Source organism: Nocardia yamanashiensis NBRC 100130, assembly GCF_001613325.1.
Taxonomy (GTDB): domain Bacteria; phylum Actinomycetota; class Actinomycetes; order Mycobacteriales; family Mycobacteriaceae; genus Nocardia; species Nocardia yamanashiensis.
In genome coordinates this window covers 52,017-78,046 of sequence record NZ_BDCD01000037.1, presented here as the reverse complement: position 1 = coordinate 78,046, position 26,030 = coordinate 52,017, and the positions used below count along the sequence as shown (strand labels likewise).

General features: G+C 68.6%; 25 protein-coding genes. 14 read left to right on the top strand and 11 right to left on the bottom strand.

The genetic code is table 11. The annotated features are described in order from the left end of the window. The first annotated feature begins 16 nt into the window (after positions 1 to 16). Positions 17 to 1,888 (top strand): immunity 49 family protein, encoded by a 1,872-nt coding sequence (locus NY1_RS35025; protein ID WP_067721457.1) that lies wholly within the window; start codon positions 17 to 19, stop codon positions 1,886 to 1,888. Here NY1_RS35025 and NY1_RS35020 read toward each other — a convergent pair. After that, the gene (locus tag NY1_RS35020; protein WP_067721456.1) at positions 1,885 to 2,292 is read right to left on the bottom strand and encodes an SgcJ/EcaC family oxidoreductase; all 408 of its coding nucleotides are present in this window, start codon (positions 2,290 to 2,292) and stop codon (positions 1,885 to 1,887) included. The two genes, NY1_RS35025 and NY1_RS35020, sit on opposite strands and share 4 nt — an antisense overlap. A 174-nt stretch (positions 2,293 to 2,466) precedes the next feature. Here NY1_RS35020 and NY1_RS45470 point away from each other — a divergent pair, with 174 nt between their 5' ends. The 9 genes from NY1_RS45470 to NY1_RS34980 all read left to right on the top strand — a co-directional run bounded on the left by NY1_RS45470 (position 2,467) and on the right by NY1_RS34980 (position 10,638). Continuing rightward, positions 2,467 to 2,559, top strand: coding sequence for an Ms4527A family Cys-rich leader peptide (locus NY1_RS45470; RefSeq protein ID WP_369690467.1), 93 nt, complete (start codon positions 2,467 to 2,469; stop codon positions 2,557 to 2,559). A 121-nt stretch (positions 2,560 to 2,680) separates the two neighbouring features. After that, positions 2,681 to 4,471, top strand: a complete 1,791-nt coding sequence (locus NY1_RS35015) for a nitrite/sulfite reductase (protein WP_084535910.1) — start codon at positions 2,681 to 2,683, stop codon at positions 4,469 to 4,471. Between the two features lie 15 nt (positions 4,472 to 4,486). Then, complete coding sequence (locus NY1_RS35010; RefSeq protein WP_067721455.1) at positions 4,487 to 5,197, top strand: phosphoadenylyl-sulfate reductase; 711 nt, start codon at positions 4,487 to 4,489, stop codon at positions 5,195 to 5,197. Then, positions 5,176 to 6,102: a sulfate adenylyltransferase subunit CysD gene (cysD, locus tag NY1_RS35005; protein ID WP_067721454.1), complete on the top strand. Its 927-nt coding sequence runs from the start codon at positions 5,176 to 5,178 to the stop codon at positions 6,100 to 6,102. Before NY1_RS35010 ends, cysD begins: the two co-directional genes overlap by 22 nt. After that, the gene (locus tag NY1_RS35000) at positions 6,102 to 7,403 is read left to right on the top strand and encodes a sulfate adenylyltransferase subunit 1 (protein WP_067721453.1); all 1,302 of its coding nucleotides are present in this window, start codon (positions 6,102 to 6,104) and stop codon (positions 7,401 to 7,403) included. Before cysD ends, NY1_RS35000 begins: the two co-directional genes overlap by 1 nt. A 121-nt stretch (positions 7,404 to 7,524) precedes the next feature. Next, entirely contained in the window at positions 7,525 to 8,301 is a 777-nt protein-coding gene (locus NY1_RS34995) for a sirohydrochlorin chelatase (protein ID WP_267888484.1), read from the top strand. Positions 8,302 to 8,573: 272 nt separating this feature from the next. Next, on the top strand, positions 8,574 to 9,074 hold the full coding sequence (locus tag NY1_RS34990; protein WP_233434620.1) for a hypothetical protein: 501 nt from the start codon (positions 8,574 to 8,576) through the stop codon (positions 9,072 to 9,074). A 35-nt stretch (positions 9,075 to 9,109) separates the two neighbouring features. After that, positions 9,110 to 9,757, top strand: a complete 648-nt coding sequence (locus tag NY1_RS34985) for an HAD family hydrolase (RefSeq protein ID WP_067721452.1) — start codon at positions 9,110 to 9,112, stop codon at positions 9,755 to 9,757. Between the two features lie 119 nt (positions 9,758 to 9,876). Further along, on the top strand, positions 9,877 to 10,638 hold the full coding sequence (locus tag NY1_RS34980) for an SDR family NAD(P)-dependent oxidoreductase (RefSeq protein WP_067721451.1): 762 nt from the start codon (positions 9,877 to 9,879) through the stop codon (positions 10,636 to 10,638). Between the two features lie 485 nt (positions 10,639 to 11,123). Here the strand turns inward: NY1_RS34980 and NY1_RS34975 are convergent, their stop codons facing one another. Continuing rightward, positions 11,124 to 13,478: an acetate and sugar kinases/Hsc70/actin family protein gene (locus NY1_RS34975; RefSeq protein ID WP_067721450.1), complete on the bottom strand. Its 2,355-nt coding sequence runs from the start codon at positions 13,476 to 13,478 to the stop codon at positions 11,124 to 11,126. Positions 13,479 to 13,657: 179 nt separating this feature from the next. On the opposite strand from NY1_RS34975, the gene NY1_RS43310 reads away from it, so the two are divergent. Further along, on the top strand, positions 13,658 to 13,951 hold the full coding sequence (locus NY1_RS43310; RefSeq protein WP_157762641.1) for a hypothetical protein: 294 nt from the start codon (positions 13,658 to 13,660) through the stop codon (positions 13,949 to 13,951). A gap of 312 nt (positions 13,952 to 14,263) precedes the next feature. Here the strand turns inward: NY1_RS43310 and NY1_RS34970 are convergent, their stop codons facing one another. From NY1_RS34970 to NY1_RS34935, 8 genes are all read right to left on the bottom strand, one after another. Beyond that, positions 14,264 to 15,853 carry an FAD-dependent oxidoreductase gene (locus NY1_RS34970; protein WP_067721449.1) on the bottom strand — a complete coding sequence of 530 codons (1,590 nt, stop codon included), beginning with the start codon at positions 15,851 to 15,853 and terminating at the stop codon, positions 14,264 to 14,266. 16 nt (positions 15,854 to 15,869) lie between these two features. Continuing rightward, complete coding sequence (locus NY1_RS34965; protein WP_067721448.1) at positions 15,870 to 16,877, bottom strand: AurF N-oxygenase family protein; 1,008 nt, start codon at positions 16,875 to 16,877, stop codon at positions 15,870 to 15,872. A 298-nt stretch (positions 16,878 to 17,175) separates the two neighbouring features. Continuing rightward, on the bottom strand, positions 17,176 to 18,222 hold the full coding sequence (locus tag NY1_RS34960) for an Hsp70 family protein (RefSeq protein ID WP_157762640.1): 1,047 nt from the start codon (positions 18,220 to 18,222) through the stop codon (positions 17,176 to 17,178). Positions 18,223 to 18,714: 492 nt separating this feature from the next. Beyond that, a complete protein-coding gene (locus NY1_RS45580) occupies positions 18,715 to 20,340 on the bottom strand; it encodes an N-acetylmuramoyl-L-alanine amidase (RefSeq protein ID WP_067721446.1) in 1,626 nt (541 codons plus the stop codon). A 224-nt stretch (positions 20,341 to 20,564) separates the two neighbouring features. Continuing rightward, positions 20,565 to 21,005 (bottom strand): Rieske (2Fe-2S) protein, encoded by a 441-nt coding sequence (locus NY1_RS34950; protein WP_067721445.1) that lies wholly within the window; start codon positions 21,003 to 21,005, stop codon positions 20,565 to 20,567. 95 nt (positions 21,006 to 21,100) lie between these two features. Then, positions 21,101 to 21,658 carry a DUF6529 family protein gene (locus NY1_RS34945; protein ID WP_067721444.1) on the bottom strand — a complete coding sequence of 186 codons (558 nt, stop codon included), beginning with the start codon at positions 21,656 to 21,658 and terminating at the stop codon, positions 21,101 to 21,103. Beyond that, positions 21,642 to 22,235, bottom strand: coding sequence for a hypothetical protein (locus NY1_RS34940; RefSeq protein ID WP_067721443.1), 594 nt, complete (start codon positions 22,233 to 22,235; stop codon positions 21,642 to 21,644). Before NY1_RS34940 ends, NY1_RS34945 begins: the two co-directional genes overlap by 17 nt. 78 nt (positions 22,236 to 22,313) lie before the next feature. Beyond that, complete coding sequence (locus tag NY1_RS34935) at positions 22,314 to 22,892, bottom strand: sigma-70 family RNA polymerase sigma factor (protein WP_084535908.1); 579 nt, start codon at positions 22,890 to 22,892, stop codon at positions 22,314 to 22,316. Positions 22,893 to 23,076: 184 nt separating this feature from the next. On the opposite strand from NY1_RS34935, the gene NY1_RS34930 reads away from it, so the two are divergent. The 3 genes from NY1_RS34930 to NY1_RS34920 are packed head-to-tail and all read left to right on the top strand — an operon-like array spanning position 23,077 to position 24,504. Then, entirely contained in the window at positions 23,077 to 23,454 is a 378-nt protein-coding gene (locus NY1_RS34930; RefSeq protein WP_067721442.1) for an Rv1352/Rv1906c domain-containing protein, read from the top strand. 21 nt (positions 23,455 to 23,475) lie between these two features. Further along, complete coding sequence (locus NY1_RS34925) at positions 23,476 to 24,225, top strand: SDR family oxidoreductase (RefSeq protein ID WP_067721441.1); 750 nt, start codon at positions 23,476 to 23,478, stop codon at positions 24,223 to 24,225. 21 nt (positions 24,226 to 24,246) lie between these two features. Then, positions 24,247 to 24,504, top strand: a complete 258-nt coding sequence (locus tag NY1_RS34920) for an alpha/beta fold hydrolase (RefSeq protein ID WP_067721440.1) — start codon at positions 24,247 to 24,249, stop codon at positions 24,502 to 24,504. 64 nt (positions 24,505 to 24,568) lie between these two features. Here NY1_RS34920 and NY1_RS34915 read toward each other — a convergent pair whose 3' ends face one another. Then, positions 24,569 to 25,948, bottom strand: coding sequence for a bifunctional lysylphosphatidylglycerol flippase/synthetase MprF (locus NY1_RS34915; RefSeq protein WP_233434619.1), 1,380 nt, complete (start codon positions 25,946 to 25,948; stop codon positions 24,569 to 24,571). Positions 25,949 to 26,030: the final 82 nt, after the last annotated feature.

Below are 26,030 nucleotides of genomic sequence, written 5' to 3'. Positions count from 1 at the left end.
GGATTAAACGCATTTCGTGGATACGCCGGAGCGGGAGGGGCTGGCGGAGCGGTTGGTGCTGGATGATCCGCGCGGGATGGGAACCGGGACCTGGGTGGTGGCGGGCCGGCATGCGGGGCGGTTGGCGGCGGGATATCTGACCGGGACGCCGGTGTCGGGAAGCGATGCGGCTGATCAGGTTCCGGGGTGGGCTAGTGCCTTCTGGTGGGGGTTGATCGCTCGGGACACGGAGACGCTGGTAGCGCTGGCGGGGTATCCGGTGGATCGATTGCGGGGGTTCGACAGCACCGGAGTATTCGGCGAGTTTCAGTTCGAGTGGTTGGAGCTGCTGCAGAGCGCCTGGCTGCACGGGCCGGAAACGGTGGCGAACCGGGTGAACGAGCTGCGGACGGTGGGCCGGGTGGGAACTCAGGAGCATCTGAATCTGCTGTTGCACCCGGTGATCGAGGTGTTCGGACGGTTCTGTGCCGGAGATGAGGCCGGGTTCAATCGGGCATTGGTGACGGCCTTGCACCGACATCGAGAGTTCTTCGATACCGATCGCTGGAGGCAGGAGCTCGACGGCGTCATATCCGCACCGCTGCTGGGGCTGGCCTGCTGGGCACGCGATCGCGGAATACACATCCAGGTCGAATCCGATTACCTCCCTTCTGGATTCCTCCAGCGCCCGGATTGGGCGCGGTCTGCGGAGGTAGCGGCGGCGGAGCAGGCTGAGGCGGCCGCCACCGAGCGAGCATTGCGTCCGTCGCTGCGGGACGAGGCGTATCAGCGCATCAACGCGGTATTGGCCGCCACCGCACCGGCCGATCGCGGCAGCGCGGAGGTGACCGCGACCAGACATGGCCACAAACTGCTGCTGGCCCCGCGCTTCCGGCCGAATGACGGTGAGTCACAACCATTCACGCCGCCACCGGACGCGGTGCGGGAACTGGCCGCCGGATTGTCCCGGCTCTACGCGGACACCAGGGCCGCCGGTGAGCAGTGGCCCCGCAAGTGGCGCTGCGAACTGACCGACGACACCTGGACGGTATGGCACGATCGGCTGTCGCAGCGGTCGAGCCTCCGGAACACTCGCTTCGTTCCAAGTCACGTGGGCAAGGTGGAAGCTCCTAGCCGTACAGCGTGCTTGGACCATTCGACGGCTGCCAACCTTCAGCGGCCGGGCACTAGCACGTTCCCGAGCCACCCCACCCAAACGGACGCCGTCGAAAAGGCCTACGCGCAAGCGGGGTTCGCCACGCTCAGCGATGCACACGGGCGAACGGCGGCGGTGCGGGACGCGATCCGGACGGCGGCGGCAGTTGCGGCGGCCAGGCTGGAGGCGAATCGGACTCCGGCACAGGGGCATCCGGGTACGCCGCCGATCGGTGAATTCTTCGATGCCCTGTGGCCCGCGGTGATCACTCGCGATCGCCGGCTCACCGACTTGCTACTGGGCACCCGCGCCCACACCGGATTCCCACTCGGCGCGGCCGGTGACGATCCCGGGATCCGGTGGGCCGAAGCGTGGAAATCCGTGTGGGCCGAGGGTTTCCGGGCCCAACCGGAGGTCGAGATCGCGCTCGCGGTCGCGGAGGCGGGCGACGACCATGCCCGGCTGATCGTCGCCCCGGCGCTGCGGGTGCTGCACGCCGCGCTGTTCACCTACGGCTCGTTCTACGGCGAACAGCATGTCCTCGACAGCGCCATGGCCGAGGCCCTGGAACACCACCGCGCCTACTGGTCCACACCCGAACGCCGCGACGATCCGCGCGGTTTCATCGCCTGGCCGCTGCTGGCCGTCGCCTGCCAGGCCAGTGACCGCTACCGCGCGCTCGCCGTGGCGTCGGGTTATCTGCCCGCCACGCTGATTCCCGCCGAATGGACTCGCTGGTACCAGCGGGCCTAGTGGTCGACGACCGGGGTGTTCTGGCAGAAGGTGAGCAGCCAGCGGCCGTCTTCCTTGGTCAGGCCGTAGAGCGGGGAGCCTTCGGACTGGAGTTCGCCGTCGTGGTTGAAGTACTGCTGCCGCACCTTCGCCACGGCCACGTCGTCACGAATGAACCGCACGAAGTAGGGCGTGTAGGTGGCGTAGCCGTCCTTGGTCGCGCCGGGCATGACCTGCCGCGTGAAGGCGGAGATCTCGGGGAGTCCGTTGAGGAATTTGCCGCCGCCGGTGGTCCAGATGGCTTCGGGATGGAACAGCGCCAGGAAGGCATCGGCGTCCTCGGCGCGCTGTGCGGCATCGACCGCCGCCACGATGGCGTGGATGGCTTCGATTTCCGCGCTCTGAGCGGCTGTTGTGGTTGTCATGATCAAATCTTGGAACCTGAACCGGGGTATAGGTCAAGCGTCCAGGGGCCATCACGTTCCGATCTATGACTCCTGTCACAAACCGGGCGTGCTATCCAGGGGATTTCCCGGAAAAGTCCGGAAAATCTTGTCGGGCGGTCGGAACGACCCTTCTGACGTGGCACAATAAGCTCCATGACTGGACTTGGAGTACGACTCGTGGCGCGACGCCACGTCGACTTCAAGCGTGTCTGCAGCGCGAGCTGTCTGCCGGGACGCCTCCGGTAGATCGGCTCCCATTCTCTCCGGATACGGCGGACGCACCGCGTCGCCGCACGAGCCGGTTCTGATCTCGGAGGCGTGAGCCAGCCCCTCCCGCCTGCCCGCAAGACCTTCAGGAGCGACCCCCATGACGTCGAGTACCGACGCCACCAGTTCCGATTCCGCTCAGCCCGCCCGGCCCGTCCGACCCGCCTCGGAACGCCGGGTGCGCGCGGACCGTCCGCGTTCGGACGCGCCCGTCGCGCCGCGTGAGCGCACCGGGAAGCCGGTGCGCCGCAAGTCCGAGGGCCAGTGGGCGCTCGGCTACCGCGAGCCGTTGAACGCCAACGAGCAGAGCAAGAAGGACGACAACCCGCTCAATGTGCGGGCGCGCATCGAGAACATCTACTCGAAGGCCGGATTCGACTCCATCGACAAGAGCGATCTGCGCGGGCGCATGCGCTGGTGGGGCCTGTACACCCAGCGCGAACAGGGCTACGACGGCACCTGGACCGGCGACGAGAACATCGACATTCTCGAGGCCAAGTACTTCATGATGCGGGTGCGCTGCGATGCCGGCGCGCTGAACGTGAACCAGCTGCGCACCCTCGGCCAGATCTCCACCGAGTTCGCCCGCGACACCGCGGATCTGTCCGACCGCGAGAACGTCCAGTACCACTGGATCGAGATCGAGAACGTGCCGGAGATCTGGCGGCGGCTCGAAGCAGTCGGCCTGCAGACCACCGAAGCCTGCGGCGACTGCCCGCGCGTGGTGCTCGGCTCACCGCTCGCCGGTGAATCGTTCGGCGAGGTGCTGGACCCGACGCCCGCGATCGAGGAGATCGTCAAGCGCTACATCGGCAAGAAGGAATACTCCAACCTGCCGCGCAAGTTCAAGACCGCCATCTCCGGTCAGCAGGACGTGGTCCACGAGATCAACGACGTCGCGTTCATCGGCGTCGAGCATCCGGAACACGGTCCCGGCCTTGACGTCTGGGTCGGCGGCGGCCTGTCCACCAACCCGATGCTGGCGCAGCGCCTCGGCGCCTGGGTGCCGCTCGACGAGGTGCCGGACGTGTGGGAAGCGATCGTGTCGCTCTACCGCGATTACGGTTACCGCCGCCTGCGCACCAAAGCGCGCATCAAGTTCCTGGTCAAGGACTGGGGCATCGAGAAGTTCCGCGAGGTGCTCGAGACCGAGTACCTGAAGCGGAAGCTGATCGACGGCCCCGCGCCCGAGAAGCCGGAGCGCCCCATCGACCACATCGGCGTGCAGAAGCTGCGGAACGGCTTGAACGCCATCGGCTTCTCCCCCATCGCCGGTCGCGTATCGGGCACCATCCTGACCAAGGTCGCCGACATCGTGGAGTCCATCGGCTCGGATCGGGTGCGGTTCACCCCGTACCAGAAGCTGATCGTGCTCGACGTGCCGGACGACAAGGTGGAGTGGCTGATCGAGGAGCTCGAGCCGCTCGGCCTGCACGGCCGTCCGTCGCACTGGCGGCGGAACCTGCTGGCCTGCAGCGGTATCGAGTTCTGCAAGCTGTCGTTCACCGAGACCCGCAAGCGGTCCCAGGTGCTCGCGCCCGAACTCGAGACCCGCCTCGCCGATATCAACGCCGACCTGGATGTGCCGATCACGGTGAACATCAACGGCTGCCCCAACTCCTGCGGCCGGTCCCAGATCGCCGACATCGGCTTCAAGGGCCAGCTCGTCGACGACGGCGACGGGAATCAAGTGGAGGGCTTCCAGGTTCACCTGGGCGGCAGTCTCGGGCTCGACAGCGGTTTCGGCCGCAAGCTGCGCCAGCACAAGGTGACCAGCGAAGAGCTCGGCGACTACATCGAGCGCGTGGTGCGCAACTTCGTCAAGAACCGGGACGGCGGAGAGCGTTTCGCACAGTGGGCGGTTCGCGCCGATGAGGCCGACCTGCGGTAGTTGGAGGAAACAGCAATGACCACAACCAAACTCGCCGAAGCGGAACTGCGGGCCATCGCGGAAAAGGGCGCGGCCGAACTCGGGCCGGACGCCTCCGCGCAGGATCTGCTGAAGTGGACCGAGGAGAACTTCGGGTCCGGCTACATCGTCGCGTCGAACATGCAAGACGCCGTGCTGGTGCAGTTGGCCTCCCAGGTGCGCCCGGGCGTCGACGTGCTGTTCCTGGACACCGGCTACCACTTCGCCGAGACCATCGGCACCCGCGACGCGGTGGAGCTGGTGTACGGCGTGAACATCGTGAACGTGACGCCGGAACACACTGTGGCCGAACAGGATCAGCTGCTCGGCAAGGACCTCTTCGCCCGCGATGCCGCCCAGTGCTGCAACCTGCGCAAGGTGGTGCCGCTGAAGAAGTCGCTCACCCCGTACAACGCCTGGGTCACCGGCATCCGCCGGGTGGAGGCCCCCACCCGCGCCAACGCTCCCCTCATCTCCTACGACGAAGGCTTCGGCCTGGTGAAGATCAATCCGATCGCCGCCTGGTCGGACGAGGAGATGGCCTCCTACATCGAGGCCAACGGCATCCTCGTCAATCCCCTTGTGGAAGAGGGATATCCGTCCATCGGTTGCGCTCCGTGCACGCGGAAGCCGGAACCGGGATCCGATCCGCGATCCGGCCGCTGGGCCGGGCTCGCCAAGACCGAATGCGGGTTGCACGCCTCATGACTTCAACAGAGACCGAATTCGACACCCTGGCCGCGCTGGAGTCCGAGTCCATCCACATCTTCCGGGAGGTGGCGGGCGAGTTCGAGCGGCCCGTGATCCTCTTCTCCGGCGGCAAGGACTCCACGGTGCTGCTGCACCTGGCGATCAAGGCGTTCTGGCCCGCACCGCTGCCGTTCGCGCTGCTGCACGTCGACACCGGGCACAACCTGCCCGAGGTGCTGGCGTTCCGCGACAAGGTGGTCGAGAAGTACGGCCTGCGTTTGCATGTCGCGAATGTCGAGGACTACATCGCGGACGGCCGCTTGCAGGAGCGTCCGGACGGGATCCGCAATCCGCTGCAGACCGTGCCGCTGCTGGACGCCATCAACGAGAACCGTTTCGACGCGGTCTTCGGTGGCGGCCGCCGCGACGAGGAGCGGTCGCGGGCCAAGGAGCGCATCTTCTCGCTGCGTGACGCGTTCGGTCGCTGGGATCCCAAGCGGCAGCGCCCCGAGCTGTGGAACCTGTACAACGGCAAGCACGCGCCGGGCGAGCACGTGCGCGTGTTCCCCATCTCCAACTGGACCGAGCTGGACATCTGGCGCTACATCGCCCGCGAGGACGTGGAGCTGGCCTCCATCTACTACGCGCACGAGCGCCCCGTGTACCAGCGCGACGGCATGTGGATGACCCCCGGCGTGTGGGGCGGGCCTTCGGACGACGAAGAGCTGCTGATCAAGTCCGTGCGCTACCGCACCGTCGGCGACGGATCCACCACCGGCGCAATCATTTCCGACGCCGCCGACAACGAGGCCATCCTGGCCGAGGTCGCCGCGTCCCGGCTCACCGAACGTGGCGCGACCCGCGGCGACGACCGCGTCTCCGAAGCCGCCATGGAAGACCGCAAGCGAGAGGGTTACTTCTGATGTCCGACCTACTCCGACTAGCCACCGCCGGATCGGTCGACGACGGGAAGTCCACCCTGGTGGGCCGGCTGCTGTACGACACGAAATCCGTGCTGGCCGACCAGATCGACGCCGTCACCCGCGCCTCGGTCGACAAGGGCCTGTCCACCCCGGACCTGTCGCTGCTGGTGGATGGCCTGCGCGCCGAGCGTGAGCAGGGCATCACCATCGATGTGGCGTACCGCTACTTCGCCACGCCCAAGCGCTCTTTCGTGCTCGCCGACACCCCGGGACATGTGCAGTACACCCGGAACACGGTGTCCGGCGCGTCCACCGCGCAGCTGGTGATCCTGCTGGTCGATGCCCGTAAGGGCGTCATCGAGCAGACCCGCCGCCACGCCGCCGTCATGGCGCTGCTGGGCGTGCCGAAGCTGGTGCTGGCCGTCAACAAGATCGACCTGGTCGATGACGCGGCCGGTGTGTTCGACCGGATCCGCACCGAATTCGCCGAGCTCACCGCCAAGCTCGGCTGGGCGCCCGAAGACGTGCAGGAGATCCCGGTCTCCGCGCTCAACGGCGACAATGTGGCCTCGCGCTCGGACAACACCCCGTACTACGACGGGCCGTCGCTCATCGAGCACCTGGAATCCGTTCCGGTGGACGCGGATTCGCACGGCCGCCACGAAATCGGCCTGCGCTTCCCCGTGCAGTACGTGATCCGCCCGCGCACCGCCGAATACCCCGACTACCGCGGCTACGCGGGCCAGGTCGCGGCCGGTGTGGTGAACAAGGGCGACGAGGTCGTGGTGCTGCCGTCCGGCACCCGCACCACCATCGAGCGCATCGACACCCCGGGCGGCGAGCTGGCTTCCGCTCAGCCCGGCCGCTCGGTCACCCTCATCCTGGCCGACAATGTCGACGTCTCCCGCGGCGATGTGATCGCCTCCGCGGCGGGCGCGCCCGAGCCCATCGACACCTTCGACGCCACCGTCTGCTGGCTGGGCGACAAGCCGCTGCGCGCCGGCGCCCGCCTGCTGCTCAAGCACGGCACCCGCACCACCCAGGCCATCGTGGGTGCGCTGGTGGAGCGCTTCGACGAGCAGAACCTGGCCGCCGATCCGAGCCCGGAGTCGCTGTCCCTCAACGACATCGGCCGCATCTCGATCCGGGTCGCCGACCCGATCGTGGCCGACGACTACAGCGTCAACCGCCACACCGGTTCCTTCCTGCTGATCGATCCGGCCGGTGGCAACACCCTGGCCGCCGGGCTGGTCGGCGATGCGCTGACCGCGGTCGAGGTCGGCGCGGAAGTCGGAGTCTGAGGTGAATCCGCCCGGCAACGGCGCAGTTCCGGCCGTCCTGCCGGGCGGAATACGCACCGCCGCAACCACTTCGAGTAGCGCCGGCCCCCGCACGGCCGGATCCCGCGCGGGCGTCGGGTCGCTGTTCGCGGCGGGACCGCTCGCCGAGACCGGCCCCCGCTCCCCCGCCCTGATCGCGGTAGCCCACGGCAGCCGCGATCCGCGCTCGGCCGCGACCATGTACGCCGTCGTCGAGCAGATCGCCGCTGCCCGCCCGGATCTGGACGTCCGCCTGGCGTTCCTGGACCTGAACGCGCCATCGGTCGATCAGGTCGTGGATTCGGTTGCCGCCGACGGCCATTCCCACGCGGTGGTGGTCCCGCTCCTGCTGGGCAGCGCCTTTCACGCCCGCGTGGACCTGCCCGGCATGCTGGACGAGATCCGCGCCCGCCATCCGCGCCTGCGCCTGACCCAGGCCGATGTGCTCGGGGCCGATCCGCGTCTGATCACAGCCCTGCGTGATCGCGTCCTGGAAATGCTCAGCGATCCCGTTCGCAAGGCTGCGCGGCGCATTGGCATCGCGGTGGCGGCGGTGGGTTCTTCGTCCGCCGCGGCGAATGTCCGTACGGCGGAGGTGGCGCGCGCCCTCACGGACCTCACCGGCTGGGATGCCGAGACCTGCTTCGCCACCACGAATCCGAACCTCCCCGAAGCGGTTTCGGCACTGCGAGCCCGTGGCGCGGAACAGGTCATCGTCGCCCCCTGGTTCCTCGCTCCCGGCCTGCTGACCGATCGCCTGATCGCCGCCGCCCCCGACGTCACTCACGCCCCCACCCTGGGCGCGCATCCCCATCTGTCCGAGGTAGTGCTCGATCGCTACCTCGCGGCCACGATCGCCCCGCTGCGCCTCTCGGCCTGACCGCCCGGCGATCTGAAATGCCATCCCGGGAAATCCCTGCTCTTCATGATCAGTGGCACATCAGTGCGGCGACGCGCCGACGGGTCCCACGCTCAGGTGCCACTCGTAGCCCGGCACCGGTAGACGGTGATCGGTTCGTGGCCGACTTGCCATCCGCCGGCTTCCATCGATAGTTTAGGCTTCCCTTACCTGATGGAAGGCCAGACATGCTCCACCCCGGCACCGTTCGCCCGAATACGTGGCTGACGCGCGTTCCCCATGATTCGTGGCGGATGCTGATCGCGTACGGGGTGCTCGCCACCGGCACACTGGCGGGAGCGATTTGGATCGCGGCGCATGCCGCCATCACCCCGGCCGTGCACACCACCGGACTGTTCGTCCACCTCGCTTCACTGGTGCTCGGCTTCGGCGGCGTGCTCGTCGCGGACTCGTTCGCATTGCGCTGGCTGACCGGCCGGGCGAGCCTGGGCGATACCCTGCGGATCGTCAGCGCCCTGCATGTGCCGATCTGGCTGGGGCTGGCCGGACTCGTCGCCAGCGGATGCGTGCTGGAGCCGAACCTCGCCTCCCCGATGACGCAGACCAAGATGGGGCTGGTGCTGGTGTTGACGCTCAACGGCATTCAGGCCTGGGCCTTGGGGCGGCGACTCGATCGGCGCGGTGATGTCCCGCTCACGCCGAAGCTGCTGACCTGGGGCGTCGCGACCGGGGTCGTCTCGCAGGTGTGCTGGTGGGGCGCGACCGCGATCGGGTTCGTCAACGCCCAGCACTGAGCAACAGCCGCACGGCGGGTCGATACGCTGGGCCGATGATCAAGGCTGTGGTGTTCGACGTGGGCGAGACGCTGATCGACGAGACGCGGATCTGGAATCGGTGGGCGGAGCGGATCGGGGTGCCCGGGTTCGCCTTGCTCGGCGCGATCGGCGGGATGGCGGCGACCGGGCGGCCGTTGACCGAGGCGTTCGAATTGCTGCGGCCCGGAATCGATCTGGCGGCGGAGGACGCGGCATGGGCGGCCGCCGAACCGGACAGCCTGCGCAACAACTTCGATGCCGACGATCTGTATCCGGATGTGCGGTCCGCGCTGGATGAGCTGCGGCGGCGGGGGCTGCGGGTGATCATCGCGGGGAATCAACCGCCGCAGGCGAAGTCGGCGCTGGAGCGGATGGAGCTGCCGGTGGATGCCATCTACACCTCGGCGGAATGGGAGCTCGAGAAGCCGGATCCGAAGTTCTTCGTGCGGGTGGCGGAGGTGGCCGGGGTGTCAGCGGCGGAGATCTGCTACGTCGGGGACCGGGTCGACAATGACGTGCTGCCGGTGCTGGCGGCGGGGATGCGGCCGGTGCTGATCCGGCGCGGGCCCTGGGGTTATCTGAGCTCCGAGCTGCCGGATGCCGCCCGGGCCATCGTGATCGACAGCCTCGACGAGCTGCCGGAGCTGCTCGCACCCGCCTGAATCCGAGATACTTGATACGTCAAATGTGAAGGCCGATTACCGCCAGCGACACCCCTCGCGTCCGCGTTGAATATGACATGTCAACGAAAATCGGATCTACCGCAAGGGGAAACGCAGTCATGGGAAATCGCTTCGCGTCCAAGGTTGTCCTGATCACCGGCGCCACCTCGGGAGTCGGCGTCGCCGTAGCGCGGCGCATTGCCGCCGAGGGCGGTGCGGTGGTGCTCGGCGCGCGCGGCAAGGAGGCCGGTGACCGGGTCGCGGAGGAGATCCGCGGCGCGGGCGGCAAGGCGCTGTTCGTGCCCGCCGACGTCACCGTCGAAGCCGATGTGGCGCGGCTGACCGCGGCCGCCGTCGAGGAATTCGGCCGTCTGGACGCCGCTTTCAACAATGCCGGTGCGGTGAACGCGTTCGGCAATGTGGAGACCATCGACGAATCCGGGTGGCGCGCCGACCTCGAACTCAACCTCACCGCCGTGTACTACGGTCTGCGGCATCAGGTTCCGGCGCTGGCGGCATCCGGCGGCGGGGCCATTCTCAACAATGCCTCCAACCTGGGTGTGGTCGGCATGGGGCAGGTCGCGCCGTACGTGGCCGCCAAGCACGGCGTGGTCGGGCTGACCCGGGCCGTGGCGCTGGAGGCCGCGGACCGCGACATTCGGGTCAATGCGATCGTCTCCGGCGCGGTCGACACCCCGGCGTTCCGTAATTCCATGGGCGCCACCCCCGAAGGCGAGGCCGCCATCGCCGCCCTGCATCCCCTGGGCCGCATCTCCCAGCCCGAGGAGATCGCCTCCTTCTGCGCCTACCTGCTCAGCCCGGAAGCGAGCTTCATCACCGGCGCGGCCCTGGCGATCGACGGCGGCTTCACCGCCCGCTGAATCCCCCACGGCCGGAAGGGTATTGAAGCGACCAAGCCCACCACCGCGCTGGGCACATTAGGCGCGGGGTGGGCCGGTCACTTTCGACGCCGGGCTCGATGGAGGGATCGGCTCCACCACCCGTTCGCCGTCTCAGGGGCCGCGACCGAAGTCACGGCCGATCCGGGAAGTCAACGGCCACCACCGTTCACCGCCCGCTCGGGAAGCCGACGGCTACTGTCGTGGTCTGCGAATCGGGTCGCGTACCGCAATGAGCCGTCACCTCCCATTCCGGAAGCCAGCGGCCGCGGGCCGCGACTTCGAGCTCCGAAAGCCAACGGCTGCGGCCGTCACATCCCGCGCGCGGGGCTGACGGGCGCGGCCGCCTCATCCCACGCGCGGGGATAACGACCGAAACCGTCGCTCCCGCAATCGAGTTGCCGGCCGGAGCCGACACCCCCGTATTCGGATTGCCGACCGGGGCCGGCATCCTGCTGTGCGGAGTATTAACGGTGACCACCACCGCCGCCTCCGCCCCCTCCGCCGCCTCCACCGTGCGAACCGCCGGAAGAGGAACCGCCGGAGGAAGATCCACCGGATTTCGAGCCGCCGGAACCGGCGCCGCCCGAGGATGCGCCGCCACCGGAGGAGGCACCGGCGCGGGAACCGCCGCCGGACGCGCCGCCGCCTGCGCCGCCTGAAGCACCGCCGCCGTTGGAGGCTCCGCCGCCGGATGATGCGCCGGCGCCTGCCGAACCTCCGGAAGCGCCGCCGGAGCCGCCCGCACCGGAGCCGCCGGAAGCGCCTCCGCCAGTGGCGGATCCGCCGGACGTGCCGCCACCCGTCGAGCCTCCTGAGGTGCCGCCACCGGTGCTGCCGCCCGTGCCGCCGGTGGAGCCACCCGAAGCGCCACCACCTGTCGCGCCGCCGGACGTACCACCTCCGGTGCCGCCCGATGCGCCGCCGCCTGTGCCGCCACCCGTCGAACCGCCGGAGCCACCGCCTGATCCATCCGAAGCGCCGCCTCCGGTCGAGCCGCCCGAGGTGCCGCCCGTCGAACCGCCCGAGGTGCCACCGCCCGTAGAACCGCCCGAGGTGCCGCCTGTGGAGCCGCCCGTCCCGCCACCGGTGCTGCCGCCAGTGCCGCCGGTGGAACCGCCGTCGGAAGTTCCTCCGCCGGTGGTTGTTCCACCCGAACCGCCGCTCGTCGAGCCACCCGTGGTGCCGCCCGCCGGATCGCCGGTGGTGCCGCCGGGAGTGGTGCTGCCGCCCGTGCCACCGCTCGGGGCCGGTTCGCTGCCGCCCGTGCTGCCGCCTGCGGGATCGCCGGTCGTTCCGCCGGTCGTCCCACCCGTGGTGCCACCGGTCCCGCCGGAAGTCGTTCCCCCGCCGGTGGTTCCCCCAGCGGGGTCACCCGTCGTGCCGCCCGTGCTCGGGGTGCCACCCGCCGGATCGGTTCCGGGAGTGGTCGATCCGGGCTGCGTACCGCCCGGAGTGGTGCCGCCGACGGGCGTGGTCCCGGTTCCCGGCTGGCTGATCGATCCCACCCCGGTGCCAGGCAGGCTCACCGAGGGAATCTGGCCGGGCTGGACGGTGAAGGAGAAGGAGCTGAGGGTGGAGGTGGTGGGGAAGGGCAGGGGATTGGTGAACTGCGCGGGGTTCGCGTAGGTGAGATTCTCGGTGGGGCTGCGGGTTTCGCAGGTGTTGCCGGTGCGGGCGCGTTCGGTGGCGCTGCCGGGCACGGTGCGCGCGATCATCGGGCCCATACCGTAGGGGCGGACCGCGGCGGCGGTGTTGACGGCGTGCACGCGCCCGCCGGAGGTGCCGGCCACGCCGGGCGTGCCGACTTCGTCGAGGAGCAGGACGTCGCCCGCGCCGCTCGTACCGGGGGCGCCGATATCGGCGGGTCCGGGAGCGGCTTGCAGGCCGGGCGGGATGCCCACGGGTCCGCCCAGCACGGTGGCGGCGGACATGGCGAGCGCGGAAGCCACCGCGGCGCCGGAGAACACGGCTGCGCGCGGGGCATAGCGGCCGATGGCCGAACCGGTGTCGGCGCTGCGGTAGGCGGCGATGGCCGCGCCGACCGCCACGGTGTGCGCCGGATCGGGCGACATGATGACGGGGCGGCCGAGATCGGCGAGCACGCGCGCGACTTCGACGGGCCGCGCCGCGCCGCCGATCAGCAGTATTCGGTCGATCTCCCCCATGCCGACGCCGGATCTGTGCACGCAGGCGCGCACCACCCGTAGCGAGTTGCGGATATGCCAGGTGCGCAGCCGGCTGGTGTCGGACGCGGGCACCACGGCCGAAACCGGTTGCGCCGCACCGGGAGCAATACTCCGGGCATAACGGGCGAGAAGGGTACCGAGCGGTCGGCCGCCGTAGTCGTAGGACCGCTCCGCACGACCCAGAATGCCGCGTTCGTCCCGATCCGCCTCGGTCCGCACCACCGCGATATCGAGACTGTTGCCGCCCAGGTCGTAGACCAGCGTCAGCCCGCGATCGGAGATGCCGTACTCGTTGTCGAGCCATTCGACGGCCGCCACCGGTTCCGGCATGAGCAGCACGTCCGCGGCCCCGGACCAGTCCAGCGCGCGCCGCAGGCGATGAATGTGCTTGTCGGAGTAGCAGGCCGGATAGGTGTTGACGGCCGGCGCTTCGGGGGCGTTGGCATGGATGAGCCCGTTGACCACGGCGGCCACCAGGTCGGCGGGCGACCAGATGCGGCCGCCGATGACGACCGGGTCCGGATCACCGGTGAGATCGGCGAAGTCGGTGACCACGGGGGCGAAACGGGGAATTCCCCCGATACTCGGTCCCCCCGCCCGATCGAAGGTGATCGCCGTACGGCGGACACGCACGGCCGGACGTGAACGTTCGCCGGTCGTAGTCGCCCATACGGAGTTCACTGTGCCGATGCTCATGCCAAAGCCAGCAGTCATTCGCTATCCCGTCAACGCACCGAGACCACGGCCCCGAGGGCGTCCCAGCCAGGCGGTCGCGGTCGTTTACCAAACAGCGCGTTCAGGTTAACTGGCACATGCCGGACTCGAATATCGATTTGGGAGAAAAGATTTCGCGTCCAGTAGCGAAGTTGGCGAATCTACAGGTCAGAGAACTGCTCGACCAAGATCGAATCGAACTGGACACCAGCACCATTCGCCGAACCCTGGTTTGTAGCTACAACACAGCGAACGCCGAAGTAATACCAACCGGTATGCGAATGGGGTCCGAAAAAGAAAACCGCAATGTCAGTATGTGCGCGCGGATTACCGATCACTGGTCGGTTGCTGACCCCGAGATCCCAATCCTCGGTGGGTCGCGCCGTCCGTGAGTCGCGGTGTTTTCGGCTCTACTACGCGGGTTGTCGTCGCGAGCAAACGGAGCATTACAACTCGCACAACACATTCCATCGATCGCCTACGAGGGGACGCGTACGGGATCTAACCCATTCGCAGCCGACCGGCTTCCGGATAGGTAGTGACACAAACGAAACCGCCGTCGGCAACAGAGTTGCCGACGGCGGAGGGGATGAGCACCCCGGAAAACGAAACCGCCGTCGGCGATCCGCAGGATCGCCGACGGCGGGGATCGGTGCGCGCTGCCGGCACCCCCGGCAGCCCGACCGATCGGTCTGGGGCGCGGCTCAGCGGCCGCGCACGAGCAATGGCAGGCGACGCCGGGGCGTCTTGTTCACCGCGCCACCGCGGATGGCATGGGGCTGACGCTCACCGACCAGTCGGTCGAATTCACCGGCGGAGCGGGCGGGACGATTCAGGCGGCCCGCGTTGAAATCGTCGACCAGCTGGCGCACGGTCTGCTGGGCGCAGGACTTGTTGGTGCCGATGAATCCGGTCGGACCACGCTTGATCCAGCCGGTCACATAGGACCCCGGGACGACGGCGCCGCCGGATTCCTCCAGCACTCGGCCGTCCAGATTCGGCACCACACCGGCCTTCTCGTCGAACGGCACGCCCGGCAGCGCGACGCCGCGGTAGCCGACCGACGTCAGCACCAGGCCCGCGTCCAGGGTCTCGACGTCCTCGGTGGCGACCGCGTGCACGACCCCGTTGTCACCGGTGACGAGCTCGTTGCGCACCACCTCGACCCCGGTCACCCGATCCACCCCGGTGAACGCCACCGGCGAGGACAGGTACCGGAATACGATCCGCTTGCGCCCGCCCACCGGCCGATCGGCCAAGCCGCGCAACAGCTTCAGCTTGTGCTCGACCTTCTGCGACATGCCCGCGACCGGTTCCGGAACCTCGCCTTCGACCACGATGTCCACGTCCGAGCCCAGCAGGCTGACGAACTCCGGCACGGTGAAAGCGGATTCGGCCGGACCGCGACGGCCCAGGATCACCACTTCCTCGATCTTGCTGCGCCGCAGCGCGGACAGCGCGCGAGCCGAGATATCGGTGGCGGCAAGCTCTTCCGGGTCGGTGGTGAGAATGCGCGCCACGTCCAGCGCCACATTGCCGTTGCCGACGATCACCGCGCGCGGCTGCGACAGATCGAAGAACCGCCCCGCGTGATCGGGATGCCCGTTGTACCAGGCCACGAAATCGGTGGCGGACACGCTGCCCGGCAGGCCCTCGCCCGGCACCCCGAGCTTGCGATCGCTGGACGCGCCCACGGCATAGATCACCGCGTGATGCGCCGCCAGCAGCTCTTCGTGCGAAACATGCTCGCCGACAGTCACATTCAGGTACGAACCGAACCCGGCCTGCGCCGAGATGACGTCGAACAGCTCACCCACCTGCCGCGTCCGGGTGTGATCCGGCGCGACGCCGAACCGGGCCAGCCCGTAGGGGGTGCTGAGCCGATCGAACACCGTCACCGAAACGCCCGGCTGCGTGAGCAATTCGTCCGCCGCGTACATGGCCGACGGCCCCGAGCCCACGATGGCGACCCGCAGCGGCTCGCGCCCCGGCTTCACCTCGGCGGCCGGAATCGGCTGCGCCAGTAGCGGTCTGGGCCGCGCCTGCCGGTAGAAGTCGGCATTGATCTCGATGAACGGCTGCTGCGCCTCGGTCAGCTTGGTCGAGGACATGATGGCGTCCACCGGGCACGCCGTGGCGCAGGCGCCGCAATCGACGCACGCCTGCGGGTCCACGTACAGCATCTCGGCCGTCAGGAAGTCGGGCTCATCCGGCGTGGGATGGATGCAGTTGACCGGGCAGGCGTAGACGCAGGACGCGTCGCTGCAACAGGATTGGGTGACGACGTACGGCACTGTACGTTCCCCTTCTCTACGCGACCTTGCCGGAGCGGATGGGCTCCGAGCGGTACCGGGACTTCGGGCCGTCGATGCCGAGCAGCTTCCAGACCCGCTTGGCGACCGGGTTCATCAGGCCGAGTTCCTCGGCGAGCGCGCGCACGTCGATGAAGTAGTCGGCGAAGACCTGCTTGGCTTCCTTCGACCCGTAGAACAGTTCCTTGCGGACCTTCTCCGGAATGTCGAACTCGGCGAAGAACTTCTTCGGCGGCGTCGCGATGGAGCGGCCCAGGATGAACATGACGATCGGCATGGCGATCGAGAGCACGAAGCGGTTGGCCACATTGCCCTCGGGCACATGGTGCTTGAGGAATTCGTGCGCGAAGGAGATGTGGCGGGCTTCCTCGGCGACGTGAATGCTCATGACGCCCCGCATGATCGGGTGCACGTCCTCGCCGGAGCGCAGGATCTGCTTCTGGATGTGGTCGATCGGCTCCTCGCCGGCGAGCACGGCCATGAAGAAGAAGTTGGGGAACAGCACCGCGACGGGCACGCCGAGCAGGCGCAGCTGGCGCACCAGCGGGCCCATGCCGGGGACGTCGATGCCGATGCGGTTGACCATCTCCTGGAACATCAGGGTGTGGTTGAGCTCTTCGCTCATCTCGTGGGTGCAGTACCGGAATTCCGGGTCACCGTTGGGGAGCGTGAACGAGGTGTGGTTGACCATGCCGCTGATCAGGATGGACTCGAACTGCAGGCCGACCTTGGCGACGTTGGCCTGGCGGTACTTGCCGACGGCGATCTTCTGCTCGTCGGTGAGCGCCTGGTACCAGGGGTGGCGGCCGAGCGGGTCGGCGGAGGCGGGGAGGATCCAGCGTTCGGGCTTGGAGTTCGCGTCGAAGTCCGGGTTTTCCCAGTCGATGTCTTCGTAAGGATCGAAGCTCTTGTTCACCGAGCCTTCAGAGAGCAGGAGCAGCTTGTTGGCGTACTCCATGGCTTCGGCAACAACCGGGTCGTCAACGGGTGTCGTAACCGGGGACATCGTCGTCACCTCTCAGTCAGTGGCGTTGTATCTGTGTCCAATGGTTACACCAAACACGAGTTACGTCAACAACTGCTAGCAGCATGCTTGCACGAGTGAGCGTGGACTGTCGTCCCGATCATGGGGAACCGACCGGTAACCGGGCCAGATATATCTCCGGACCGGGGTGGGCGCCGACGGGGGCCGAGGCTCGGGGGGAGGCTCAGCCCTCGCGGGCGGGGGCGGCGCGTGGCCTCGAAAGGGGTGCGGGGATCGGTCCCCGGCCCCTCTCCTCTCCGAGGGCGGGCCGCCTTGCTTTCTAGATGGCCGCTACCCGGGTGACCCGGCGGAGGAAGCCGGTCAGGGAGTGGGGGCGGTGGGAGGCCGATTCCTGGTCCAGGAGGGCTTGGCGGGCGGCCAGGGCGGCGCCGTCGGCGATGGTGCGTTCGGGGTCGGCGGCTATCACCACCGGGCGCGCGAGTTGTTTGGCCAGGACCTGGGCCACTTCGGGTGGGCGGGCCGCGCCGCCGACCACGAGGACGCGGTCCACGTCAGCCATGGTGACGTCGGCTATGCGGAGGCATTTCCAGACCAGGGCGAGGGAGCGGCCGATGTGTTCGGCGCGCAGTTCGGAAGCGTCGGCGTCGGAGACGGTGCGGGCGACGACGGGGGCGCTGGGTGAGCGCCGGCCGCGGGCGGCGACCAGGCCGCCGAAGGCGCGGCCGCCGTATTCGGCCGAGTGCAGGGGCAATCCGACGATGGGATTGCTGGGGGCACCCGCGCCGACCCGGACGAGGGTGACGTCGAGACCGGAACCGCCGAGGTCGTAGACCAGGGCCAGGCCGGGAGTGAGCGGGCCGCGTTCGGCCTGCAACCAGGTGGTCGCGGCGATGGGTTCGGCCAGCAGGGCGGCTTGGCTCAGCCCGCTGCTGTCGAGCGCGGAGCGCAGGTCGGCCACCAGTCTCTCGGAGTACCCGGCCGGATGGGTGAGGGCGATGCCGGTGTCGGCGCGCCCCTGCTGTCCCGCCGGAGCCTTCCCCAGCACCTCCTCGAGCACGCTGACGGCAACGGTCGCAACGAGATCCGCGGCCGACAGCGCCCGGTGACCGACCCGCGCGACCGGTGCACCCCGTTGGGTGAGATCGGCGAACTCGGTGATGACACGCCCGTGCCGGGGTATGCGGCCGACGCGGGCGGTGCCGGAACTGTCGAAGGTGAGAGTGGTGCGCCACGTGGTGGGCGGTGAGCTGCCCCGGCGAGCCGCGAACGGGACCCCGCGGCCCGGCGGATACTTTCCGGATCGATCGGCGGCTGTCGCGCACACCGTATTGACCGTGCCGATACTCAAGCCCACGCCGAAAGCCATCACATCCACCTCGATCGACGAGTCGTTGACGTCAGACTTCCTGACCCGACCCGGGATTCATGGAACTCCTGCGCCGGATGCTTGCCAACCACCGGACACGAGGTTGTCCGCACGTGCGCCTGTCCGCCGGGAGAACCTCGCTGTCCTGCGCGGGCCCGGTACGGAGCCCGGACACCGGCTCGATCGCGACATGTTTGCCCGACTTCCGTTCTTCGCCGGATCCGGGACAGGTGATGCCGCGCGGTACGGATGACAACTCTCGTAGCTCTCAGGGGTTCCCCCTGAAACCCCACGACAGCAGAGGTATCGAGCCGCACGTGAACCCGAACAGACCTCGCCCGAATCGACCGGCTCCGGGACGATTCCGCCGCGCCGCTCCGCCATTGCGGCGTGCTCGCCAATCGCGCGGGGCGGCGAAAACGTGAGCAGGCGCGCACGGATGCGCGAAACTCCGGGTCCCGCAAGGGATCCCGGAGTTTCGCGGCGATGCGACTACTTGGTGGGCGAGGTCAGGACCGAGGACGACAGCACGGAGACGACGCTGTAGGCCAGGTTGACCAGGTCGGCGGCGACGCCGTTCTGGCCCATGAGCAGCTTGGCGAGCGGGCCCATGAACTGGAGGGCCGTTTGGACCAGGCCGGTCATGGAGTCCAGGTCCAGGTCACCGGTGCCGGTCTTGCTGTTGCCGCCGGGTGACTGGGTGCCTTGATTGTTGCGTCCGCCAGGCGATTGCGTGCCCGCGCCCTGGGACGGTGCGCCCGAGTTGGCGCCCGGGGTGCCGGTACCCGGGGATTGCGCGCCCGGCTGAGCGCCGGCGCCCGGGCTTTGGTTGTGCGGGGCCGCAACGGGCTTCACGGCTCCGGGGACGGTCACGGGTCGGATCTGTTCCGAGGCGGCCGGTTGCGGGACTTCCGGGGCGGCGGGTTGCGCACCCGGCGCGGGTTGCGCCGCGGGCTGTCCGGCGGACGGTTGCGGAACCTGCGGCGCCGCAGCCTGTTCCGGCGCAGCCTGTTCCGGCACCGCCTGCTTCGCATCGGCCGGCTGGGTGGCCGGTTGCGGCGCCACCTGCGGCTCGTTGCCGGACTGCGGTTGCGTTTGCGGCAGTGGCGATTCCGGCGCCGCCTGCGCCGCCACCCCCGGAGCCTGCGCACCGGGCTGTGCGGCGACCTGCGGTTCCACCGGCGCTACCGCACCCGGAACAGCCTGCTGCTCAACCGCATTCGTATCCGGCTGCGTCGGCAGCGCCTGCGGTGCGACCTGATACTGCGCGGGCTGCACCGGCGCGGCGGGCGCACCGGCGGCGGCCTGTTCGGAATCACCGGGGACCGGCACGCCCAGCAGGTAGGACACCACCCCGGTGGTGATGGTGACCGCGTGCTGCAACTGCCCCTCGGGCGATTCGAGAATCTTGGCGTCCTCGGCATTGGCCCCATTGCCCATTTCGAGGAAGACGTCCGGCACGTGCGTCAGCGCCGGTCCCGCGACATCGTTGCGGGTCTGCAGCCCATCGGCCGCGCCGTTGTAGGTGGCGGCCGGGAATCCGGCCTGCAGGTACGCGTCGCGCATGGCCCGGCTGGCGTTCAGCCCGGCCACCGACTGCACCTCGTTCGCCTTGGCGTCCGGTATCGGCAGCTGCGGCACGATGAGGTGGAATCCGCGCGCCGCGCCGGGCGCGCTGTCGGCGTGAATGCTGATGGCGATGTCCGCACCGGACTGATTGGCGGCGGCCGCCCGTTCGTCGATGCACCCGCCCCAGCCGGTGTCGTCCGGCCGGCTGAACACGACGCGCGCCCCGAGCCCCTCGAGCGAGGTCCGGACCAGTTGCGCCACATTCCAGTTCACGGTGTGCTCGGGCACCCCGTTGAGCGTGGACATGCCGGTGGTCTGGCACGGTTTGGTGCCGCCGCGGCCATCGCTGACCTGCTTGGCGACATCCTGATTGTGATTGGGCCCCTGATGTCCGGGGTCCAGGAAAACGGTCTTGCCCAGCAGTCGCTGGGGCAGTTCGGGCAGTACGGGTGATGCCAGTGCGGCGCCCGGAATCAGTCCGGCCACCGTCGAGAATGCCGCGGCCGTGACGGCGGTGCAGATACCGGCCTTGACCATGCTCGGCTTCATATGCGGACGGCGCCTCCGGGAAGAAGCGCCCCTCCCTTCCCACTAGTAACACCAACCCCAAGTGACCACTCTGGCAACATCAGTTACATTCTGGCAAGCGACGTGATCGAACTGTTATCAGTGGTCAGCGGGAAATCGCACTGGCTCAAGGGTGCCCGACAACCGGCGAGCAACCCGTCATTCGACGGATGACGCGCCGGTCGGCAACCGAAAGCGGAGTGGGCTCAGGCCGAGAGAATCCGATCCCCGTCCACGGTGATGGCCCTACCGTCCAGCGCCCGCGGCGCGGGCCCGCCCGCGACCGACCCATCGAGCCGGAAGGTGCTGTTGTGGCACGGGCACTTGATCAGTCCGGCGCTCACCTCGCTGACCTTGCAGCCGAGATGGGTGCAGGTGCTGGAGAACGCCTTGTACTCCCCCGCGCTCTCCTGGGTGATCACAGTGTCCCCGCTGATCAGCCCGCCGCCGACCGGCACATCGGCGGTCTTGGCCAGTTCGGCCCCCTGTTTCTGCTCCTTCACCCCGCCCTGCGGTGCGGCGGAAGCCTTCTCCTCGGCCCCGTAGCTGCTGCACGCGGCGACGGTGAGGGCGGTGGCCGCGACACCCGTGGCGGCCAGGGCGGTCCGGCGGTCGAGCCGGAGTCCGGTGGGCTGTTGCTCGGTCATGGGTTCACTCCTCTATCGCGACGGACCGCCACGGCCCGCCCTTGCTTTGTTCGACGTGTTCGCCGGGCGCCCGGTTCAGCGTTCCGGCGGATTGCTCAGGCACCGAAGCCCTTGACCCGGAAGAACCACACCGCCGAGCTGAACCAGAGCCCGACGAATCCGGTGAAGAGCAGCCCGCCCGCGACCGGAATCACCCAGCCGGGCAGCCCTTTCCGGGTGAGCAGCAGCATCTTGGTGACGAAGATGCCGTAGACGAGGCAGCCGAGCAGCGAATGCACCAGCACCCGGTTGTCGTAGTCGGCGAAGCCGAAGGCGTAGAGGCAGTGCACGGCCACCGGAATGCTGATCAGCACGGCGGCGCGCCCGGACCAGACGTGCCAGCGCCCGGCCCATTGCCCGGGGCGGATTTTCGGCAGCAGCCCGTACATGGCGAGCGCGCTCACGTCCTGGCTCGCGGCCAGCAGCACCACGATGGTGGCCAGCCAGGATTTCACCGCGCCCGGGCTGGAGAATCCGGCCACGCTGATGGCCACGCCGGCCGGGGTGTGCACGCGGCCGTAGATCCCCAGTGCGATGGCCGTGGCCGCACCCGCGCAGACAATCGCCGCCAGGCTCCACGCGGTCGCGCGCCGCGGTTCAGAAATCGTTGTCATCGCCGTGCACCTTCCGTGCATTGGGGGCCAATTCCGGTGCGGCGGCGGTGCTTCCGTCCGGTTTGCGGCGCACCCCGGTCACCGATCCGTCGGGCGCCACGATCCAGCTGTCCCGCCCCGCGCTGGTATTCGCGATGTACAGCCCCGCCGGGGCTTGCGCGGGCGGCGCGGTGAATTCGTACTTCTGCCCGCCCAGCACCAGTGAGCCGCTGAGGGATTCGCCGGCGAGCTGCGCCTCGACGCGCGAATTGCCGCCGCTCAGCACGGCGTGCCCGACGTCGGCCGCGCCCTTGAGCCAGCTCTCCACCGCCGCGCCGTCGCAGGCGTACCCGACGGCCTTGGCCCCGGTGATGGTGATCGACAGCGTGATCGGCCGCGCGGCGGTCTTGATGACGGTGACGTAATCCGCCTGGTCGGGAAATCCGGGCTGGGTGGTGACCGGCGTGGTCGTGGTGGTGGCCGCGGTGCGGGCGGTGGCCGTTTCGCTGCCGCCGTGGGTGGCGGTGTTGGCGATCAGCAGGCCGCCGCCGAGGGCGGCCGCGGCGGCCAGGGTGAGGAGGGGTCCGGCGCGTTTCATGGCGGCTCCTGAGTGGGACATATCGGGGCAAAAGCAATGGTGGGAGCCGTGAAGATCAGCCGGAGCCGATTCGGCGGATCAGGCGCTGATGGGCAACCGGCGCAGCGAGCGCAGCGCATAGTGCACGCGGGTTTTGACGGTGCCGACCGGCACCCCGAGGTCGGCGGCCACCTCGGTGTAGGCCCGGTCGCGCAGGATGACCTGGACGACCGCGTCGCGCTGCGGCGCGGGTAGCTGTTCGAGCAGTTCGGACACCAGCAGGCAGTCGCTGAGCGCATCGGTGAAATCCGGCCCGCTGCTGCGGCCCTCGGTCTGTTCGCCGAGTTCGTCCCAGTTGGTGTCGCCGGGGCGAGCGGCGCGCACCCGGGCGATATCGGTGAGCACGTTGCGTTCGATGGTCAGCAGCCAGGTGCGGACGCTGCCGCGGGCGGGGTCGTAGGTGGCGCAGGCCCGCCAGGCCCGGATGAGGGTTTCCTGGACGGCGTGTTCGGCGAGTCCGGAATCGCCCAGCCGGCGCACGGCCCGCCAGTGCAGCAGGGCCTTGTCGGCGGCGAGCACGGCGGCGATACCGGTGTCGGTACAGAGCCGGGCGCAGTGGCTGGTACAGCCGGGCGGGCCGGTGGGGGTGCCGTCCGCGAGGGGTCGAAGTCTTCTCATGCCCTGAATATCGTCGGCGGACCGGCGAACAGCATCGGTGGTTTCTGCCTATTTCCAACATTCCGGCCAAACCGCTCGGTGTTTTCTGATAGACCCGCTCTCGGGAGATTCGGGGATCTCCGGAACCGTGGTAAGCGTTAACGCCACCACGGCAGGCAGGGAACATAAATAAGGGAGGAAGATCGTGCGGTCACGCGCGTTCGCGATCGCGGGGGCCTGCGCCTCCGCGCTGACATTGACACTCGGCGCCACCGCCGCCGCCGAACCGGCCACCGAGATCACGGTGGACGGTTTGTACCTGGTGAACACCGATATCAGACCGGGTACCTATGTCGCCGACGGGACTCCCGATCCGGCCGTGGGATGTTTCTGGCGGCGCCTGTGGAAGGTGCAGACCGATACCGATTACAACGATCCGAACTTCTACATCATCGCCAGCGATTACACCCGCACCAAACCGGTGCGCGCGGTCATCAAATCCAGCGATGTGGCATTCGAAACCCAGAATTGCGGCGCGTGGCGGCTGGTTCCGGATACCTCCACGGGTTCCTTCGGCGGCTGATTTCGCATTAGGGTGGCGGGCATGACGAGGCGCAGAATTCTTATTACCGGAGCGAGTTCCGGGCTCGGTGCGGGCATGGCGCGTGAATTCGCGCGCCGGGGGCGCGATCTCGCGCTGTGCGCGCGGCGGGTGGGCAACCTCGAGGAGCTGCGCGCCGAACTGCTCGCCGCCCATCCGGGCATCACGGTCGCGGTGCGCGGGCTGGATGTGGACGATCACGCCGCCGTTCCCAAGGTGTTCGCCGAATTGTCCGGCGAGCTGGGCGGTTTGGACCGGGTCATCGTGAATGCCGGTCTGGGCAAGGGCGCGAAGCTCGGCACCGGCCGCGCGGACGCCAATATCGCCACCGCCACCACCAATTTCGTGAGCGCGCTGGCGCAGGCCGAGGCGGCGCTGAGCATCTTCCGGGAGCAGAACGCCGGGCACCTGGTGCTCGTCTCGTCCATGAGCGCCGTGCGCGGACTGCCCGGGAAGAAAGCGGCGTACGCGGCCAGCAAGGCCGGATTGACCGCGCTCGGTGAGGGTCTCGCGATCGAACTGCGGCGCTCCCCGATCCGCGTCACCACCGTGCAGCCCGGATACATCGCCACCGAGATGTCCGATCGCGCCGGGGACGTGAAACTCATGACCCCGCTCGACAAGGGCGTGCACGCCATGGTGGCGGCCATCGAGAAGGAAGCCGTGCGGGCCGACGTACCGCAATGGCCGTGGCGCGTCCTGGGCGCGGTGATGCCGCTGCTGCCGCGCGGGATTATGGCCCGGATGAGCTGACCCGGCACTACCATCGGCCCGATGGCGAAGTTCACCACGTGGGATGGGTTGCGGCTCAACTACACCGCATGGGACGGCGACGGCGTGCCGATCGACACCGTCGCGGGTATCACCGTCCCGGCCCTGGTGCTGGCGGGTACCGAGGATCAATACGCCAAGGAGCCCGGCCGGCTCGCCGCTGCTTTGCCCGACGGCAGCGTCGTCCAGGTGCCCGGCGATCACCTCACCGCCGTGACGGATCCTGGATTCCATTCCGCGCTGGTCGAACTCCTGAGGTGAGATTCCGGCCAGAAACACGCCGGAATGACGAGGGGGTGAAAGCACGCCGGAATGACGAAGTGCGCTAGTACTGGCGGCGGTGCGGCACGAATTCGAGGGTGAGTAAGGCCGCCGCCGCGATGAGCACTTCACGCCAGCGGATCAGTACGAACCGCTGATCGCTGAAGGCATTGAACTTGCGCAGGAATCGGTAGAGCGATTCCAGCCGGATGAGCGGATCGCCCAGTCGCACCGCCACATACACCAGTTGCCCGAGCCGCGAGCGGTGCTTGTCGGCGAACAGCTCCGGAAACGCCGCGAACGCCAGTGAGATTCGGGTGACCCCGTGCGCTCGCGCGTACTCGACCAGGTCGACGATCATCCGCTCGTCCAGGCCGTTGGGTGCGTCCTTGCGCCGCCACGGCACGTCGAGGCTGAGTTCCCTTCCGCTGCCGGAGATTCCGTACCGCTGGAACCCCGCCACCTGCCCGTTCGCGTCCCGCGCCAGCACCACCAGCATCCCGGGATTCCGCCCGTCCAGCAGGTGATCGAGGATCATGGAGAACCCGCGCGTCTGCCGCCCGCTCCCCCATTCGTCGACGATGGCCAGCAGCGTCTCGCGCTCCGGTTCGGTCAGCGCGGCTTCCGGCACGATCTCGGTGGTGACCCCGAAATTCTGGGTGCGGCTGACGGCTTGGCGCAGATTGCGGAACCGCCGTCCCACCATGTCGAAGCTGTCGACCTCGAGCACCACGTCCCGCCCGACCGCGACCGGATGCAGCCCGCGATGCTCGAACGCGCGCCGCTGCCAGGTCTGCACCATTTCCGGGCTCGCCCCCAGCACCGCGATCCGCCAGCCGTGATCACTGGCGAAAACCGAGAATTCCGAAATCAATTCGTTGAACGCCCGCCGATCCCCGATGGGATCCCCCGCCACCACCGCGATCCCGAACCGCGCCCGATACGCGATGGCCGCCGAGGCGTCGGCATTGAAGTAATAGCTCTTGGCCGAATGCAATGCGAACGGCGCGAGCGGATCGATCTCGGTGCGCCGCACCAGCTCCGCCACCCGCGGCAATTGCTCGGGCTGCGGCTTGCTGCTCTGCGGCAGCATCAGCACCAGCCCGCTCACCGCGAGGAACCCGAACCCGACCCCGGGATGTTCGGCCCGGTAACTGAAGTTGGCCACCACCAGCAGCATGGTCGCCCCGGTGAGATGCGGGAGCGTGACCGGCCGCCGCAGATGCAGTCCGCGCGCCACGAACAACCCGGCGATGGACACCGCCACGAACCATCCGTGATCGGTCCCTTCCCGCGGCGCGCGTTCGGCGGCCCACACCAGGACCAGGCTGCCCAGCACCAATACGCCCATGAGCGGCACCCGGGTGCTCGGTCCGGCGGTGAACGCGGTGTCCCGGTAGGCGGTCAGGCCCGCCCCCCGCACCGCCATGCGCTCGTCAGCCACGTGTCCCCCGTTTCACCGCGTTCGGCCCGCTCACCGGTCGTTTCCCCATGGTGACCTCCCTCAGGTCCTCTCGACACACTAT

Excerpts from the sequence above, each read along its gene's own strand:
- NY1_RS35020 (WP_067721456.1), bottom strand. The coding sequence starts at position 2,292 with ATGACAACCACAACAGCCGCTCAGAGCGCGGAAATCGAAGCCATCCAC.
- NY1_RS45470 (WP_369690467.1), top strand. The coding sequence starts at position 2,467 with ATGACTGGACTTGGAGTACGACTCGTGGCGCGACGCCACGTCGACTTC.
- NY1_RS35015 (WP_084535910.1), top strand. The coding sequence starts at position 2,681 with ATGACGTCGAGTACCGACGCCACCAGTTCCGATTCCGCTCAGCCCGCC.
- NY1_RS35010 (WP_067721455.1), top strand. The coding sequence starts at position 4,487 with ATGACCACAACCAAACTCGCCGAAGCGGAACTGCGGGCCATCGCGGAA.
- cysD (WP_067721454.1), top strand. The coding sequence starts at position 5,176 with ATGCGGGTTGCACGCCTCATGACTTCAACAGAGACCGAATTCGACACC.
- NY1_RS35000 (WP_067721453.1), top strand. The coding sequence starts at position 6,102 with ATGTCCGACCTACTCCGACTAGCCACCGCCGGATCGGTCGACGACGGG.
- NY1_RS34990 (WP_233434620.1), top strand. The coding sequence starts at position 8,574 with ATGCTGATCGCGTACGGGGTGCTCGCCACCGGCACACTGGCGGGAGCG.
- NY1_RS34985 (WP_067721452.1), top strand. The coding sequence starts at position 9,110 with ATGATCAAGGCTGTGGTGTTCGACGTGGGCGAGACGCTGATCGACGAG.
- NY1_RS34980 (WP_067721451.1), top strand. The coding sequence starts at position 9,877 with ATGGGAAATCGCTTCGCGTCCAAGGTTGTCCTGATCACCGGCGCCACC.
- NY1_RS43310 (WP_157762641.1), top strand. The coding sequence starts at position 13,658 with ATGCCGGACTCGAATATCGATTTGGGAGAAAAGATTTCGCGTCCAGTA.
- NY1_RS34965 (WP_067721448.1), bottom strand. The coding sequence starts at position 16,877 with ATGTCCCCGGTTACGACACCCGTTGACGACCCGGTTGTTGCCGAAGCC.
- NY1_RS34960 (WP_157762640.1), bottom strand. The coding sequence starts at position 18,222 with ATGGCTTTCGGCGTGGGCTTGAGTATCGGCACGGTCAATACGGTGTGC.
- NY1_RS45580 (WP_067721446.1), bottom strand. The coding sequence starts at position 20,340 with ATGAAGCCGAGCATGGTCAAGGCCGGTATCTGCACCGCCGTCACGGCC.
- NY1_RS34950 (WP_067721445.1), bottom strand. The coding sequence starts at position 21,005 with ATGACCGAGCAACAGCCCACCGGACTCCGGCTCGACCGCCGGACCGCC.
- NY1_RS34945 (WP_067721444.1), bottom strand. The coding sequence starts at position 21,658 with ATGACAACGATTTCTGAACCGCGGCGCGCGACCGCGTGGAGCCTGGCG.
- NY1_RS34940 (WP_067721443.1), bottom strand. The coding sequence starts at position 22,235 with ATGAAACGCGCCGGACCCCTCCTCACCCTGGCCGCCGCGGCCGCCCTC.
- NY1_RS34935 (WP_084535908.1), bottom strand. The coding sequence starts at position 22,892 with ATGAGAAGACTTCGACCCCTCGCGGACGGCACCCCCACCGGCCCGCCC.
- NY1_RS34925 (WP_067721441.1), top strand. The coding sequence starts at position 23,476 with ATGACGAGGCGCAGAATTCTTATTACCGGAGCGAGTTCCGGGCTCGGT.
- NY1_RS34920 (WP_067721440.1), top strand. The coding sequence starts at position 24,247 with ATGGCGAAGTTCACCACGTGGGATGGGTTGCGGCTCAACTACACCGCA.